At 70.1% G+C, this 15,822-nt stretch carries 13 protein-coding genes; 6 read left to right on the plus strand and 7 right to left on the minus strand.

Translation table 11 applies throughout. The features are described 5' to 3' along the window. Positions 1-236: 236 nt before the first annotated feature. Together ABD481_RS15875 and ABD481_RS15880 are read right to left on the minus strand one after the other, a co-directional pair. Positions 237-1,259, minus strand: a complete 1,023-nt coding sequence (locus ABD481_RS15875) for a substrate-binding domain-containing protein (RefSeq protein WP_344666424.1) — start codon at positions 1,257-1,259, stop codon at positions 237-239. 196 nt (positions 1,260-1,455) lie between these two features. Then, positions 1,456-2,139, minus strand: coding sequence for an alpha/beta fold hydrolase (locus tag ABD481_RS15880; RefSeq protein ID WP_344666425.1), 684 nt, complete (start codon positions 2,137-2,139; stop codon positions 1,456-1,458). A 300-nt stretch (positions 2,140-2,439) separates the two neighbouring features. Here ABD481_RS15880 and ABD481_RS15885 point away from each other — a divergent pair, with 300 nt between their 5' ends. After that, the gene (locus tag ABD481_RS15885) at positions 2,440-2,655 is read left to right on the plus strand and encodes a three-helix bundle dimerization domain-containing protein (RefSeq protein WP_344666426.1); all 216 of its coding nucleotides are present in this window, start codon (positions 2,440-2,442) and stop codon (positions 2,653-2,655) included. Between the two features lie 94 nt (positions 2,656-2,749). Here ABD481_RS15885 and ABD481_RS15890 read toward each other — a convergent pair whose 3' ends face one another. From ABD481_RS15890 to ABD481_RS15910, 5 genes are all read right to left on the minus strand, one after another. Then, entirely contained in the window at positions 2,750-5,044 is a 2,295-nt protein-coding gene (locus ABD481_RS15890) for a trypsin-like serine protease (RefSeq protein WP_344666427.1), read from the minus strand. A gap of 182 nt (positions 5,045-5,226) precedes the next feature. After that, positions 5,227-7,632 (minus strand): extracellular solute-binding protein, encoded by a 2,406-nt coding sequence (locus tag ABD481_RS15895; protein WP_425559186.1) that lies wholly within the window; start codon positions 7,630-7,632, stop codon positions 5,227-5,229. Further along, a complete protein-coding gene (locus ABD481_RS15900) occupies positions 7,629-7,991 on the minus strand; it encodes a UDP-N-acetylglucosamine 2-epimerase (RefSeq protein ID WP_344666480.1) in 363 nt (120 codons plus the stop codon). Before ABD481_RS15900 ends, ABD481_RS15895 begins: the two co-directional genes overlap by 4 nt. Further along, the gene (locus tag ABD481_RS15905; RefSeq protein ID WP_344666429.1) at positions 7,901-8,848 is read right to left on the minus strand and encodes a UDP-N-acetyl glucosamine 2-epimerase; all 948 of its coding nucleotides are present in this window, start codon (positions 8,846-8,848) and stop codon (positions 7,901-7,903) included. The genes ABD481_RS15900 and ABD481_RS15905 overlap by 91 nt, the downstream gene beginning before the upstream one ends. Next, complete coding sequence (locus ABD481_RS15910) at positions 8,845-10,683, minus strand: hypothetical protein (protein ID WP_344666430.1); 1,839 nt, start codon at positions 10,681-10,683, stop codon at positions 8,845-8,847. Before ABD481_RS15910 ends, ABD481_RS15905 begins: the two co-directional genes overlap by 4 nt. A 220-nt stretch (positions 10,684-10,903) precedes the next feature. Between ABD481_RS15910 and ABD481_RS15915 the strand changes: the two genes are divergently transcribed. The 5 genes from ABD481_RS15915 (at position 10,904) to wsfD (ending at position 15,786) form a co-directional block, all read left to right on the plus strand. After that, a complete protein-coding gene (locus tag ABD481_RS15915) occupies positions 10,904-11,104 on the plus strand; it encodes a hypothetical protein (RefSeq protein WP_344666431.1) in 201 nt (66 codons plus the stop codon). Next, positions 11,101-11,676 carry a hypothetical protein gene (locus ABD481_RS15920; protein ID WP_344666432.1) on the plus strand — a complete coding sequence of 192 codons (576 nt, stop codon included), beginning with the start codon at positions 11,101-11,103 and terminating at the stop codon, positions 11,674-11,676. The genes ABD481_RS15915 and ABD481_RS15920 overlap by 4 nt, the downstream gene beginning before the upstream one ends. 35 nt (positions 11,677-11,711) lie before the next feature. Then, positions 11,712-13,124, plus strand: coding sequence for an XrtP-associated glycosyltransferase (locus ABD481_RS15925; RefSeq protein ID WP_344666433.1), 1,413 nt, complete (start codon positions 11,712-11,714; stop codon positions 13,122-13,124). A gap of 104 nt (positions 13,125-13,228) precedes the next feature. After that, the gene (locus ABD481_RS15930) at positions 13,229-14,110 is read left to right on the plus strand and encodes a septum formation family protein (protein ID WP_344666434.1); all 882 of its coding nucleotides are present in this window, start codon (positions 13,229-13,231) and stop codon (positions 14,108-14,110) included. Then, positions 14,107-15,786 carry a glycan biosynthesis hexose transferase WsfD gene (gene wsfD / locus ABD481_RS15935; RefSeq protein ID WP_344666435.1) on the plus strand — a complete coding sequence of 560 codons (1,680 nt, stop codon included), beginning with the start codon at positions 14,107-14,109 and terminating at the stop codon, positions 15,784-15,786. The genes ABD481_RS15930 and wsfD overlap by 4 nt, the downstream gene beginning before the upstream one ends. Positions 15,787-15,822 lie beyond the last annotated feature (36 nt).

Consider the following 15,822-nt stretch of genomic DNA (forward strand, 5'->3'; position numbering starts at 1 on the left):
TCCAGGTATCGAGCGCGCCACGGCGGAACCAAAGTTCTGGCGCGCTGTCCTGCGCAGCCGGATGACTGCCGTCGACGGCTGCCCAAGGGCAGCCCGGTCTCGGCGACAATCGTGACAAAGCCTCCAAATGCCCGCAACCGGACCGATCGCCGTCGCCGCCCTCCCACCACCTCCTGGAATTGCCTGGAATGCCAGGTCAACCATTCAGGCGACAGAGCGCCTTGGCGTCCGCTGAATCAGATTCCTGCGACAAGAACACCGCAACTGGCGCCGATACCGTGGAATCCGTAGCTGGTGATCCCGGTCTGGAACGCGCTGCACAGGTAGCCACCGGCCACCGCGCGGGACAGCAGCGCCTTCAAGCGCGGGCCCTCGACGGGGTCGGCCCAGTCGGCTTGGCGGACGACGTGGTACACCGACCGGACGAACGCGGTCGGCACGTTCGAGTTCCAGGACTTCGTCGCGGAGTCGATCTGGTTGACGCCGTCGATGGAGCGGAGGGCGTCGAGCGCGCCGGGCAGGTCGGAGCCGCCGCCCCTGCCGTAGTAGACCTGGCCGACGTAGTGGCTCAGCGAATACGGGAAGATGGCGTCGGGGTTCCCGGCGAAGACCGGATCGGTGCCCTCGTTCTCGGCGGGCGTGGTGGCCTGCCAGCACGGTGCCGAGGTGACGGCGATGCCCAGTGCGGACAGGAAGGACGCCCGGGTGGAGGAACCCGCCGGGGGCACGTAGATCTTGATGGCCGTGCTGGGACCGGTGTAGCCGGGGATGTCGGTGATCTGGTTCCACTGCGTGATGACGCAGGTGTAGATGTTGCGCAGGTCCGCCGAGGTGAGATTGGCGGGGGCATGGCCGCCGGTCGCGGCCGACCAGCCGACGGCCTCGGAGCCGAAGGGGATGAACCAGTCGGTGGAGCCGGTGTGGGGCGACCGGTCGACGGCGGCCAGGTCGAAGCAGGCGCTGGTCGTGCCGTTCAGCACGTTGGCGGCGTCGCCGCAGGTCGCGGGCAGCGGCGGCGGGCAGGAGGTCTTGGGCGGAACCGGGACGTGGCAGACCTCGTACGCGTGCAGCTTCGCCACCGCGGTGGTCGCGTCGTATTGAGCCGCCAAGCCGGTTTCGAACGGGTAGAGCAGCGAGGCGTCGATCGAGGCGAGGTCGGTGGCCGGCGGCGTGGTGTCCGCGTCCGCGGTACCGGGTGTGGCCAGAACGGCGAACATGGCGGCCGCGGCGAGTGAGGCGAGGATTCGTGGAAGACGCATGGTTGCTCCCTGTGGGACTGGGTCAGGGGGTTCGCGAACCACACTTATGCAAGAGCTCTGTCACGGCGAGGCTTCCGTGAAGAGGTTTCTGCCGCGGCCTTCCGCCGGGATCGCCGTAGGGGGCTCCCGTTCACCGGGACGGCAACGAGCGCCATGCCCTTGAGGACATAGCGCCCGCGCACTGCTCAGCGAGTGTCTACCCGAGGCTTCTGGCGGCGTCGCGGATGACGTCGAGGACTGCCTTGGGTTGCGAGAGCATGGGGACGTGGCTGCTGTCCAGGCTGATGGTGGTGGCCTTCATGCGCTCGGCGGCTGCGCGCTCCAGGTCGGGGTTCACGGTCTGGTCCTGGGTGCCGACGATGGCCCAGCTGGGTTTGGTGCGCCAGGCGTTGCCGGGTACCTGCTGGTTGAAGATGTCGGCGATCGGTACAGCGCCGGTGGCCAGGACGAGTTTCTGCTCCTCGGGCGGGAGGTCGCCGCAGAAGTGGGTGATGCCCGATTCCTTGAGGTAGACGCGGTTGTCGGCGACCTCGATGTGCTCGAAGACCGGGGTCGCGGCGAACTTGTCTTGTTGTTCTTGGGAGGTTTCGTCGTCGTCGGGGGCGAGGGCGCAGATGTAGACCAGGGCGCCGACGCGGTCGTGGATCCCGGCTTTGGTGATCAGTGTGCCGCCGTAGGAGTGGCCTACGAGCACGACGGGGCCAGGCACGCGGTTGATGGCTCGGGTGACGCAGGCGACGTCGCCTTCGAGGGAGTCCAGGCCGTGTTGGGAGGCGAGAACCTCGTGGCCCTCGGCTTGGAGTGTCGGGATGAGTTTCGCGAAGCACGAGCCGTCGGCCCACAAACCGTGGGCGAACACCACACTTGCCTTGCCAGCCATGGATTCCTCCTTTATGGACGCGGTACGCCGATGATCCACCGGGTCGGACCTCATCCGCCTTATCGTGCGTGGCGATCACGGAACCCGCTCGCTGCCGGTTTGCCGCCTCCGCCATGCGGGGCATGGGAAGCGGTCCGACGCGGGTCCTCCGGAAGGAGGGACCTCTGCTTTGACACAGTACGAGACCTGCCGCAACAGGTCCTTGGATCCTCAGAACCTCAGATCCTGGTGGCGTCACCGCGTATGGTCGAGATGAGACAGGGCATACCTGCCTTTCCCTCCCCGCGACGGAAGGCCGCCATGACCGCGTCAGGACCGCAAGACCGGGAAACCGGTGCCATCGAGCAGGTGCTGAACCGGCTCCAGACCAAGTTCGCAGACCGCACTCGCACCGACGTCGCCGACGTCGTGCACAAGACGGCCGACGGATTCGCCGGCGCCCGCATCCGTGACTACATCCCCCTGCTGGTCGAGCGCATCGCCCGAGACGAACTCGCTCACCGTTTCGCAGCCTGAGAAGGCCTCCCCCCACCGGCGTCGGCAGCCGGGCGCGCCCCGGCCCATCATCGATGGCCCGGGGCTTCCGCTTGATCGCCGTCAGGCGCCGCGGCTACTTCATGGCCACCTTGTATCCGGCCAGGAGCGTCTTCAGGTCGGCGTAGAGCACCTGGTTGTAGCACTTCTTCCCGGCCGCGGCGAACGCGCCGCAGCCGACGACCACCCGGCCCGCCGAGATGGTGCCCTGTGCCCTGCGGTTGTTCGAGCTGTCGCTGGTGACCGGGCCGCCGCTGTCGCCGTCGCCCGAGGAGCGCTTTCCGGCGGCGGCGGAGGCGATGACCATGTCGCTGCGGACGACGGCGACGACGATCACGCCGTTGACCCGGGCGCGGGACCTGATGACCACGTTGGTGGCGTCGATGTTCAGGCCGCAGTTCTCGCCGGTGGAGGCGCCGGAGGTGCAGGCCGAGGTGTTGCGGACGTTCGCCACGGCGACCCGCACCACCTGGGTGGTCTCCGCGGCGCCGGCGTTGCCCACCCCGCCGAAGAAGGTGCTGGTGCCGGCCGCGCTGCCGGCCGCCACGGTGATCAGCTCGGAGTCGTTCACCTGCCGGTTGGCCGTGACCGTGCCGACCGCCACGGTGCCGTTGCCGTTCTTCACGGCCGCGGCGTTGGCGAAGCAGTGGTTGGCGGTGAGCAGGAAGTCCTTGGTGCCGTCCGTGACGCCGAACCCGGAGGAGCAGAACGCGGTGCCCGCCGTCAGGCCGGCGCCGCCGTAGAAGGGCGAGGTGTCGCTGATGCGCGCGCTGTCCTGCGGCTGCGGCCCGACCTCGACCGTGACCGGGACCCCGGCGGCGGCCGTGAGCGTCGACCCGGCCTGCCACTGGTCGAAGGTGCCGGGCGTGTAGGGGTCGACGCCCGCGGTCAGACCGGTGCCGTCCTCCAGGATCTTCACGGTGTGCAAGAACCCGCAAATCTGAGTATTGAGCCCCAGGTTGCTCATGAGGCTCTGGGCACTGTTTTGCAACTGGATCCGGCCGAAGGGCGCGTCCACCCTGGTGACCGTGATGCCGCCGCCGGGGTTGTTCACGATGGCCTGGACCGGCGCCGGCAGGGTCTGGCCCGTCTGCCAGTACAGGTCGAGCACCGAATGGGTCTCGTCGGCGATCACTCCGGCGAACCCCGGGTACTGGTTGGCTACCCACAGGTCCAGGAACTGGCCGCCGACGTCCTTCATCGCGTCGTCGACCGCCGAGCCCGGGCTGGCCGGAACCGACGGTTCGGTGCCCGGCGGTGCGGGCTGGATCGAGGCCGGGCCGGGATCGGTGCAGCCGCCCACGGTCCCGGGGGCGGTCCCGGCGATCAGCGTGCCGCACCGGACGCCGATCGTCCGGAAGCCGTAGGCGGTCACCACGTTCCCGCCGCCGGGCAGGCCGGCGTTGGTGCAGTCCCAGCCGCCGTTGGCGGCCCGGCCCAGCAGCGCCTTCAGGCGCGGGCCCTCGGTCGGGTCGGCCCAGTCGGCCTGCCGCACGACGTGATACAGGGTGCTGACGTAGGTCAGCGGGATGTTCGCGTTCCACTGGTGGTTCACGGTGTCGATCTGCGCGGTGCTGTTGATCGAGCGCAGGGCGTCCAGGGCGCCGGGCAGGTCGGCCCCGGCGCCTTTGCCCAGGTAGAGCTGTCCGACGTAGTGGCCCAGCGAGTAGGGGATGATCGCGTTCGGGTTGCCCTGGAACGCGAGGTCGGTCCCCTCGTTCTCCTCGGGGGTGACCGGCTGCCAGCACGGCTGGGGGGTGTTGATGCCCAGCGCCGCCAGCCAGAAGGAGCGCAGGCCGGAGCCGGGCTGCGGCAGGAACGCCTGGATCGCGGCGTTCGGGCCGGTGTATCCGGGCTCGTCGACGATCTGGTTCCAATTGGTGATGGTGCAGTTGTAGATGCCCGTCAGGTCGGCGGTGGTCAGGTCGTGCGGGGCGTTGCCGCCGGTGGCGGCCGCCCATCCGTCCGCGTCCTGGGCGAAGGGGATGAACCAGTCGGCGTTGCCGGGCGCCGGCCCCACGGTGGACCGGGCGATGTCGATGCACGTGTGGGTGGTGTTGTTCAGAGCCACGATGCCGGCGATGGACCCGTTCGGCCGGGCCAGCGGAGCGCAGCCGGTTTTGGGCACGATCGGCGAGGAACCGGTCGCGTCCCAACTGAAGTACTTCGAGACCGGACTGGTCGCGTCGTACGCGGCTGCCAGGGCGTTGTCGCGGGCTTGGAACGTCTGCGAGCCGACCGAGACGATGTCGGTGGCCGCGGGCTGGATGCCACCAGCGGGGTCCGCGGCCACCGCGACGGTGGTCAGACCTATGGCGGTACTGCTCGCGACCACGGCCGCGAGCAGCTTTCGAGACCAGGAGACAGGCATGGGCGGTTCTCCCCAACGGACGAGCGGTGTCCCCGTGCGAGGTTCAGGCTGGAGACAGAACCCTGCGACGTCCAGGGGATCGGCCGGACCGTCCCGCCGAATCCGGAAGTCTTTCCGCCGCGCTGGCTCTGCGCTGCCGTCTTAGGCATGCGGCGTTCACCGGCGCGGCGCGGGAGTTCGCCTTACTTGAGACCGGTGAAGGTGGTGGCTGCCTGGGCGAGCAGCGCGGCGGGCGCTTCGCTGAAGTTGTTGTGAGCCAGACTGGCCTGCTCGTTCTGGCTCACCAGGAAGCTCAAGAAGCCCTGGAGGACCAGTTTCATCCCCGGGTTGTTGTCCGCATCGCAGACGACTGCGTAGTTGATGGACACGAGGGGATATTGGCCGAAGGGAACGTTGGCGTAGCTGAGATGCGGAACCACGTTGCCATGCTCAGTGTCGACGGCCGACGAGGAGAGGAACGACCCCACGGTCCCGTCGGTGGGCGCCGTGTGGTTCAGGCTGATCGGCTGGAAGCCGCTCGCGATCGCGGTGGCCTCGTCCATATAAGCGATGCTGCCGACCGTGGCGCGCGCGGCGTCGGCGACTCCGGCGGAACCTGAGAAGCCGTTGCCGCCGGTTCCCGGCCAGGTCTTGTTCGGGTCCTGGGCGAAGTCGGACGGGGCGGATCCGTGGAGGTAGGCCGAGAAGTCGTACGACGCCGAGGAGGCGTCGGATCGGTGGATCGTCGTGATCTGAAGGTTCGGCAGCGTGAGGCTCGGGTTGTCGTGGGCGATCGCCGGGTCGTTCCACGTGGTGATCGTGCCGGCGAAGATCTTGGCGAGCGTCGAGGGTGAGAGGTTCAGCTGTGCGTTCTCGGCGCCGGGCAGATGCGCGACCACCCAGATGGCATTGGCCAACGACATCACCGTGAGGGCCTTGTTGCGGGAGCCGCATCGCTGGTCGGCGGCGGTTTGCTGCGTCGCGCTCAGCGGTGCGTCGACAACGGCGAAGTCGGCCTGACGGGAGGTGAACGCGGTGAGGCCGGCTCCGGATCCGCTCGCCAAGTAGTTGACGGTCGCACCGGCACAGGCGGTCTGGTAGTCCTTGACGGCCTGGTTGAGCGCGTCGGAGTGGGCCCCGGACCCGGCTCCGATCAGCGTCCCGGTCGCACAGACGGCGGCGGAGGGTGCCGCGGCCGCGGGAGGCTTGCTGCTCGAACCGGCCGCGGGGGCCGAGGACGAAGTCGTCGTCGAGACCTGATTCGACGAGTCGCCGATCGGGCCGAGCGCCGCCGAGTTGCTGCCCCGGTTCGACGAACTGTCGTTGGAACCGTTCAGGGCGAAGTAGACGCCGGTACCCGCTGCCGCGAGCGCGACGGCGGTGACGGCGGACAGGACGCCGACGCGGCGGCGGGAGGGCGTGGCCGGTGCCGCGATCGCCGGTGGTGGGGTGCTCGGCGGGGTGAGGACACTTGTGTTCGCAGTGCTTGTCGGATCGATGGAGAGAGGCTCGCTCTGCTCCGTCGGTGGTGCGGGCTGCTCGGTCGGCGGTGCGGAGTGTTCGGCCGGTGGTGCGGGCTGTTCGGTCGGCGGTGTCGATTGCTCAGCCGGCAGCGTCGGCGCTGCTTCATCGTGCTCCGGTGCCGCGGCCGGCGCACCGTGCGCGACAGCCGCGATCCTCGTCGCCACGGCCTCCGGCAGCCACGCGCTCGCCGCCACCGGCCCCATGCTCCAGCGTTCCAGCAGCTCGGCGGCGGTCGGCCGGCCCGCCGGATCCTTCGCGAGACACCGTTCGACGACCGCCCGCAGGTCCTCCGGGACTCCGCCGAGCTCAGCCTCCTGATGCACGATCCGGTACAGCAGCGCCTCGTGGTTCCCCCGCCCGAACGGCGGCACCCCGCCCGCGTGGCACAGCACCAGCCCCAGGCAGAACACGTCCGACGCGGGCCCGACCTGCGCTCCGGTCAGCTGCTCGGGCGAGCTGAAACCGGGCGTCCCCACGATCATGTGCGATCGCGTCAGCGCGGTGTCGTCCAAGGCGCGCGCGATGCCGAAGTCGATGACGCGCGGCCCGTCGTCGGTGATCAGCACGTTCGACGGCTTGAGGTCCCGATGCACCAGCCCGGTGGAGTGGATGGCCTCCAGCGCCTCGGCCAGCCCGGCGCCCAGAGCCCGCACCGTGGCCTCCGGCAACGCCCCGCCGGCCGCCGCCACCGCCTCCGCCAAGGTCAACCCCGGTATGTAGGCGGTCACCAGCCACGGCGGATCACCGTCCGGGTCGGCATCCACCACCGGCGCGGTGTGGAAGCCGCCGACCAGCCGCGCGGCCGCCGACTCCCGCGCGAAGCGCCGCCGGAACTCCGCGTCCCCGGCCAGCTCCCGGTGCACGCACTTCACCGCCACCAACCGCCCACCGGGCGACTGCCCCAGATACACGATTCCCATGCCGCCGCTGCCCAGCCGCCCGAGCAGACGGTAGCGGCCGACAACCTGCGGATCGTTGGGAGACAGCGGTTCCATGGAGCGAATCTTTGCAGAGGACCGGCGGCTGGTGTGAGTACGGGTTACCACCTTGAAAACCGCACGTCGCTTGGCCGGCGCGGCAATCAAAGCCCCGGAACCAGCGCCCTCAGCACCTCCTCGCAGCGCCTCGTGGCGCCGCCGTCACCGAACGGAGACGGCAGCGCGCCAAGCCGCTGGTGGACCGCGTCGATGTCGTCCAGCAGACGACAGGCGGCGCGCAGCACCTCCGGCCCCGGCGAGACGAGCTCGGCGAAGTCCCCCAGCGCCTCGGGGCGCTCGGTCGACCGGCGCACGACGACCACCGGCCGGCCCAGGACCGAGGCCTCTTCCTGGACGCCACCGGAATCCGAGATGATCAAGGCGCTGTCCGCGGCGAGGGACAGGAACTCCTGGTAGCCGAGGGGATCGCACCGGATGACGCCGGGCGCCAGGGCCCCAGGGCCCAGCGAACCAGCCCCATCGCCTCGGGCTCCACCACCCTGGGCCCCGGCACCCCCGACCCCAGCGCCCTAGGCCCCAGCACCCCCGGCCCCAGCGCCGCCAGCGCATCCCGGACGCGCGGATGCACCGGGAACACCACCGGCCAGCCGAGCGCGGCGAGTTCGGCCAGGTGGCCGACGATCAGCCGGAGGCTGTCCGGGTCGTCGGCGTTCTCCAGCCGGTGGATCGTGGCCAGGACGAAGCGTCCGGGCTCGACGCCGAAGTCCGTCAGGATCTTCGCGCGCCGGTCCGGTGCGGGCAGCGCCGCCACGAGTGCCTCGACAACCGTGTTGCCGGTGACGTGGCACCGATCCGCCGGAATGCCCTCGGCGATCAGGTTCGCGAGGTTCCCGGCGGTCGGGGCGCACAGCACGTCGGACAGATGGTCGATCAGGATCCGGTTGTGCTCCTCGGGCATCCGCCGGTCGTGGCTGCGCAACCCGGCTTCGACGTGCACCAGGGGCACCTCGCGGGCGTTCGCGGCCAGCGCCCCGGCCAGCGCGGAGTTCGTGTCGCCCTGGACCACGACGGCCGCCGGGCGCTCGTCGTCGAACACCTCGTCGAGGAGTCCGAGCGCGGATCCGATCTGTCGCGCGCGCGGCAGCCCTCCGGTGCCGAGCATGACGTCGGGCGCCCGCAAGCCGCACGCCTCGAAGAAGGCCGCCGACATCTCATGGTCGTAGTGCTGGCCGGTGTGGAGGACGCGGGCCTGGGCGCCGAAGCGTCGCACCAGCGGCGCCAGCTTGACGATCTCCGGGCGGGTGCCGAGGACGAAGGCCACAGTCCTTGCCGACGCCGCGGCGTCCGCGCGAGTGCGCATCATCCGCGCAGGAACGGCAGATCGAACAAATGCTGCGCGAGGAGCCGCCCGCTGGGCACGGAATCCCAAGCCGACGCGGCCTGCGCGATCGCGGGCAGAGCGGCGGCGGCCTGCTCGCCGACGCCCGGCTTGATGTAGACCCGCATCCAGTACCCCGGGCCGTACATCACCGAGCCGGCGAGGCGGAAGTGCCCGGCGTCGGCCTGCCGCAGGACCGGTCCGGTCGACGTGTCGCCCCACCAAGGGCTGCCCTGGTACGGATCGGTCGCGCCCACGACGAGCGCCACCAGGCGGTCGGTCTGCGCGGCGGGCAGCTGGCGCGAGTAGAAGGGGTCGGCGATGCCGGACAGGTCGAGGACCTGCTGATCGGGACGCAGCTGGTTGGAGAACACCCCGACATCGGTCGCCGCGATGACCCCGGACAGCGTCGGATCGCTGGCGATCGCCTTCCCGATGGCCTGATGGGCCGCCCGGAGGTGATAGCGGTAGGACGCCCAGTCCATGACCTGGTTGACGCTGACGGTGGAGACGGCGATCACCAGGCCCACCGCGGCGACGACGACCGGGGAGGACTTACCCGAGATCCACACCACCGCGGCGCACACGCCCGCCGTCAGCGCGGCCAGGACCGCCAGGCCCGCTCCCACCTGGTCGGGGGTCACCGCGATGAAGGCTGTCAGCGCGCAGATCGCCACGGCGAGGCCGCTCCATCGGGCGGAAGGAGCACTGTTCACCGCGTGCGCCGATCCTGGAGCCCCCGGATCACTCTTGGCGGCGGACAAGGGGCGGGACAGCAGCACCAACGGGACGGGGAACAACACCTGCCACCGGAACCTGTTCCCAAAGTCCATGGACAACGCGGACTGGTGGTACAAGAGGACGAAGACCAGGGCACTGACAGCGGCCAGGACGGCAGGCGTCACGTCGCGCCACGGAGACACCGGCGCGCTCGACACCTCGGCGCCGTCGAGACGGCCGAGATACAGCCGGCGCGCGGTCTCGGCGAACGCGATGCCGACTGCCAGTACGACCAGCAGGCGGCCGCCATCGGCGCCCGCCTTGCTCAGCACGGCGGGATCGGCCAGCCAGGACCCTGACTTCACGTGGTAGGAGTTCGGGAAGAACGAGGAGAAGTACATGGCCCGCATCGCCCAGTAGACGGCCAGGCCCGAGGCCAGCGCGATCCCGGCGACGGCGTCGGCGCGCCGGCGCGTCAAGTGATAGCACCAGACCACGGCGACCAGGCTGTACAGGATCCCCTCCGGCCGCGTGAAACCCAGCGCCGCGGCGATGAGATAGCCGGAGAACCCGATCCGGCCCCGGGTGTACAGCAGGCCGAACAACCAAGCGATCAGAAGCGCGAAGACCGCGGTCTCCAGCCCGGAGAACAAGTGCACGAAGAAGATCGGGTTCGCCAGGACGCAGGCGACCAGGAGAAGCCTCTGAACAGGCGGGACCGGCAGTGAACGGACCACAGCCAGGTACCCGGCCACGAAGGCCAGGGACAGCAGCTTGTAGAAGGGCTCGGCCGGCAGCCCGACGGCCGCCGGCAGCGCCGAGAGCGCGGCGTACGCCGGGTCGCTGTAGGCCTCGACGCGGTTCTGGGCGGTGACGTTCCAGTTCCATACGCCGTGCACCAGGTTCTGGCCGTAGCGCCACGCGATGAAGGCGTCGTCGACGGTGAATCTGATCAGCACGAATGTGAGAACACACCCGATCGCAGCGAGGCCCGCCATGGCTACGCGGTAGAGGTCGAAGTCCGCCGCCGGCGCGCGCTGGGCCCAGGGTTCCGCGACCGGAGCGCCGGTTCCGCGCTCGGTGTCCAAAGGTGCTGTCATAGCGTGTAGCATGACATAACCCTGAATCAGTGCTTTTGTATTGATACGTGTCGCTTTGGTGTACCCCGTCGGCAGGCCTCGTCGCCCCGCCTTGGCGCCGGGTGGATTGCGCCGTATGGGTTAGGCGCCACGTTCATTAGGGCCGTTTGTGCATAATTTGTCGGTATTTTGACTACTACGATCGTGTCCACGGTCTGGCGGAGGCGAAAAGGAGAGCCCGATGTACGGGAGACCAGGCAGGGCCGTGGGTCTGTTGGCCGTCGGCGGCCTCGCCGATCACGACTGGCCGAGACGGTCCGGCGGTCTCGCGGCCACCGGCGCCTCCGACATCGCGATCCTTCTCGCCCTCGCCGCCGCAGTCACCCTGATCGGCCTGTGCCTGTACCGGACCTCGTTCGTGCAGCGCAAGGAGCGCGGGTGAAGGATGCGGTGGCCGGAACGTGCGCCATCGCCTCCGCGAAACGCCCCATGCCGGACGCGGCGCGCATCGTCGCCGCCGCTGTCGCGGTCTCCGGGGCGATCCTGGTCGCGCTCGGTCTGCTCCGGGGACAAGCGCTGGAAACGCGGGCGCTGACGGCGGCACTGGGCGTCCTGCCAGGCCACCGTACGGTTCTGGCGTCGGGAGAGTACGGGAGCGTCCTCGAACTCCGCCACGCCGGTCAGGTGACGCGGGTGGCCCCGTCGGCGGCGCTGGGCCGCGGCGGGCCGCTGATCGTCGTCGGGGCCGCGCTGGTCACGGCCATGCTCGCGCTGGCCGGCGGGATCCGCCTGCGCCGCCTGGCCGGCGCGCTGTCGGCCGCCGTCGCCGTGGCGGCGATCGTCGACGTGCTGCGCCTGGCGCTCACCATCGCCCTCGTGGCGGCCTGGGGACCGCGCGCCGGGCTCGGCTGGTCCCAGACCTTCTTCGGCGCCCTTCTGACCCTGGTCGGCATGACGGCGGGCGCGTGGCTGTATTCCCGACTCGTGCGCCGGGGCCCGACACCGGTGCGATGAGCACTTCTGAGCATCTCTGAGAGGCGATTCCTGCGGTGGACGCGCTCGAAGTCTGCATCACCGTGTCCGTGCTCCTCGGATACGGGTTCCTCTGGTACGTCGTCAGCCTGGTCTGGGCCTTCCTCCGGATCCGTCCCGACGTGCCCGCCGACCCGGACAGCCTGTCCTGGCACTTCTTCGTGCCCTGCCGGGACGAGGCGGCGGTGATCGGCCCGACCCTCGCCTATCTCCGGAGCACGTTCCCGGCGGCGGTCTGCTGGGTCGTGGACGACGATTCGACCGACGCCACCTGCTCGATCGTCGCCGAGATCGGCCGCTCGGACCCGGGGGTGCGCCTGGTCCGCCGCCGGCTTCCGCAGGCGCGGACCGGCAAGGGCGACGCGCTCAACGCGGCGTACCGGGCCCTGTGCGCCGATCTGGAGCCGACCACCGATCACGCCACCGTGGTCGTCTGCGTCGTGGACGCGGACGGGCGGCCCTCGCCCGAAACGCTGGCGGTCTGCGCCGGTCCGCGCCTGCTGGGCGATCCGGCGACCGGCGCGGCGCAGATCGAGGTGCGCATGTCCAACCGCGCGGCCAGCAGGCCGCTGCCCGGCAGGGGACTGATCACCAATGTCGCCGCCGGCCTGCTGGCCCGGCTCCAGGACATCGAGTTCCGGTGCCCGATCTCGGCGATGCAGACGCTGCGGGCGTGGTGCCGGACGGTGAACCTGGGCGGCAACGGCCAACTGGTCCGGCTCAGCGCGCTGGACAGCCTGGACGACGAGCACGACGGCGGCCCCTGGGGCAACGCGCTGCTGGAGGATTACGAGATCGGGCTCCGGCTGATGCTGGCGGGCTGGGACATCGCCTATACCACCAGCGCCTGGGTCGACCAGGAAGCGTTGTGGAGTCTGCGCACACTGATGGTCCAGCGGACGCGGTGGGCCCAAGGCTCCATGCAGTGCCTGCGCTACCTTCCCCGGATCTGGCGCAGCCCGCACTTCGGCAACGCGGGACTGTTCGAGGTCACCTACTTCATGCTCCAGCCCTGGATGCAACTGGTGGGCGCGGTTGTCTACCCCATCCCGTTCATCGCGTTCGCGTACGCGGCTGCCTGCGCCCCGGAGGCCACGCAGCAGTTCCTGCGCGACGGCGGCGCGGCCATGCTCCTGCTGTATTCCGTGATCGCCGTTGGCGAGTTCGCTGTGTGGGGTGTGGTCTACCGAGTGCGCTGCGAGACCAAGCTGTCGCGGCGCTACTCGCTGGCCGTCGGCTTGGCCATGATGGCCTACTCATTCCTCGGATATGCCATTGCTTGGCGCGCTTTCGCCCGCCTCGTCACCGGCCGCACCTCCTGGCCCAAGACACCGCGCAACGCGGAACTGGTGCGGCCTCGGGAGCATGCGGACATTCCGGCCGGCGCGCCGGTCTCCGTCTCCGGTGCGCAACGGCACGGCGCGACGTGACGGACGCGCGGCCGGGACGGTTGGTTTGGTCGGGACCGGCGGGATGCTCGCGACGGCCGGGTCGGCGGGGACGGCCGACGGCGGCATTCGTGGCCTGCGTGGTGATGTCCGCCCTGCTGACGACGTCGTGCGCCGTGCCCCGAGTGGACCGGCTGGGGCTGGGGATCGGGGACTTCGCCACCACCTGGACCGTCGGATCGTGCCATCGGATGGCCCAGTTCATGGAGACCGATCCCGTCTACAACACCGATTCCTCGCCCGCAGTGCCCTGCGACAGTCCGCATTCCAGCGAGACGTTCGCCGTGGCCTCGCTGACCGGGGCCGTCGCCGCGGCGGCCCAGCGGCCCAGTCCGCTCCTGATCCGCCCGGCGATGGTCGCGGCCTGCGCCGGCACGGGAATGATCGACTACCTCGGCGCGCAGCCGGTCGACGCCCTCCGCGACGTCAGCATCATGCCGGTGGTGCCCACCGAGCCCGAATGGCGGCGCGGCGTCCGCACGGTCAGGTGCGACATCCTCCTCGGGCCGCGTACCCGGCAGGGGGTCGCGATGATTTCCCAGACCTTGCGCGGCGTGCTCACCGAGGACGTCGGCGCCCGGTTCCGGGTGTGCTCCCTCGGCCCGGTCCAGGTCGGCTGCGACCGGCCGCACGACGCGGAGCTCGTACGGCCCACGATCGCCGTCAGCGGCGCCGACCTCGCCCACCGCACTCGGGCCGCGATCGCCGCGTCGGTCTACGCGGCGTGCATCGGACCGGTGTCCGCGTACCTCGGCACGCCGCTGACCGACCGCCCCGATCTGGCCGTCCGCGCGCGGATCCCCGGGGAACCGCCGTTGACGGACAGCCGTGACGGGACCTGCTGGGTCGGCCCGGCCAGGCCCGGCCGAGCGGTCACGGGGAGCGTGCGGAGCAGAGTCCCGATGATCGAGCGGAACAGAGTCCCGATGAGCGCGCCGAACAGAGTCCCGGGGGAGGCTGCCCGATGAGTGGTCCTGACGCCGCGCCGCGGGTGCCGGCCGGTGCCGCCGTCGACCGTCTCGTCGGTTCCGTCGGCCGCCTCGGGGACGGACTCAGGCGCGGCGCCCGCGTCGCACAGGCGCATCCGGCGTCGAGCACCGGCCTGGCCTGGACGCTGCTCATCCTGCTGCGTCTGTTCGTCGGCGGCATGGTGGGCCTGGCCGACAACTACGACGGCCACCGCCTGATGTGCCAGCTCGGCGTGGCCCCGGAACCCATTCCCGACGGCCAGTCCCTCTGGGCCTTCGCCGCCCCGCGCTACGACGCCTACACCTGGTACGGCGAGGCGTGCAGCGCCGGCGGGACCGGACAGCCGTACCTCACCACCGCCGTCATTCCGTTGTGGATCGCCAAAGTGCTCACCACGGCTTTTGGCGCTCCACTGTTCGGACCGCACGACGTGCTCGATCTGCGCGTGCTCGGCGTCGTGTACGCGGCGCTGGTCGGAGTCGCCCTCGGCTGGTGCGTCCGCGAACTGCCGGGCTCGGTCTGGGTCCGGGTCGTGGTGGCGAGCGGGATCGGTGTGGTCGCGTCCGACAGTGCGATCGCTCCGGACTTCATCTCGCCGCTGTCGGATCCCGCAGGTGTGATCGGGCTGCTTTTCGTTGTCCCGGCGTTGTTGAGGTTGCTGCGCGTGGAGACAGTCCGATGGCGCGAGATCGCGGCCATGGTCGCCGTGGCTTTGTGGACGGTCGGTGCGAAGACCCAGATGGTGAGCGTCTTGGTCGCGGTCGTCCCGGCCTTGCTGATGCGTCCGACCGCGATTCCGGCCGCTGTCGAGCGCCTGGTGCGCGGCGCGGGTGGGCGCTGGGCGAAGCCGGTGTCGGCGATCTGCGCAAGGGCGCTGGGCGCGGCCGCCTGCCTGGTGCTCGTGATGTTCGCTGTCGGGTTCCAGATGACGCAGCCTCGGTGGCTCAATGAGATCGTGCTGTACAACGGGGTCTTCCAGGAGATCCTCGGGCACAGCGATGACGTTCCCGGAGACTTGCGGGCCCTCGGCTTGAGCCCCACGCTCGCCTCCGCCGCCGGGGCGACCATCGTCTCTTCCGACAGCGCCGCGACTCTGCCGGCCTACTCCGACTTCCTCGACCACGCCTCCTTCGACAGCGAACTGCGTTTCTACGCGACGCACCCCACGCGATTGATCGGAGTAGCGGATCGCGGACTGATCGGTTTGTCCAAGGCGCGACCTCCTTACCTCGGCACCTATCCGGCCGGCTCCGGTCATCAGCCCTATGCCAAGGAATGCCGAGTCTGTGTCGCGGAGGCCGCGTTCACGATGGCTGAGCCTTTCCGCTGGATCGTGTTTCCCGCTCTTTGGCTGGGCTCGATCGCCGTGGGAATGTATGTCGCGGTTCGTGGACGCCGCTGCGGCGCCGCTCTGTCGACGGGTTATGTGCTCATGACCGCGAGTCTGGCCTCGGCCGCGCAGTTCTGGATCGTCATGTTCAGCGAGGGCGACAGCGACGTGGCCAAGCACATGGTCTTCACGGTGTTCGGCATCTGCCTGCTCGGGCCCTTGCTGCTCGCCGCGCTCGTCGGATTCGATCAAGCGACGGCGACGGCGACGGATCCGAGGCTTCCCGATGGGCGAGTGCGGTCCGAGGCGGAGGCCGAGGCCTCGCCGGCTCTCAGTGCGCCGTAAACTCGCCAAGGAGACATTTCGCCACGTTTTACCCTT

The organism is Catenulispora yoronensis, assembly GCF_039531695.1.
Lineage (GTDB): Bacteria > Actinomycetota > Actinomycetes > Streptomycetales > Catenulisporaceae > Catenulispora > Catenulispora yoronensis.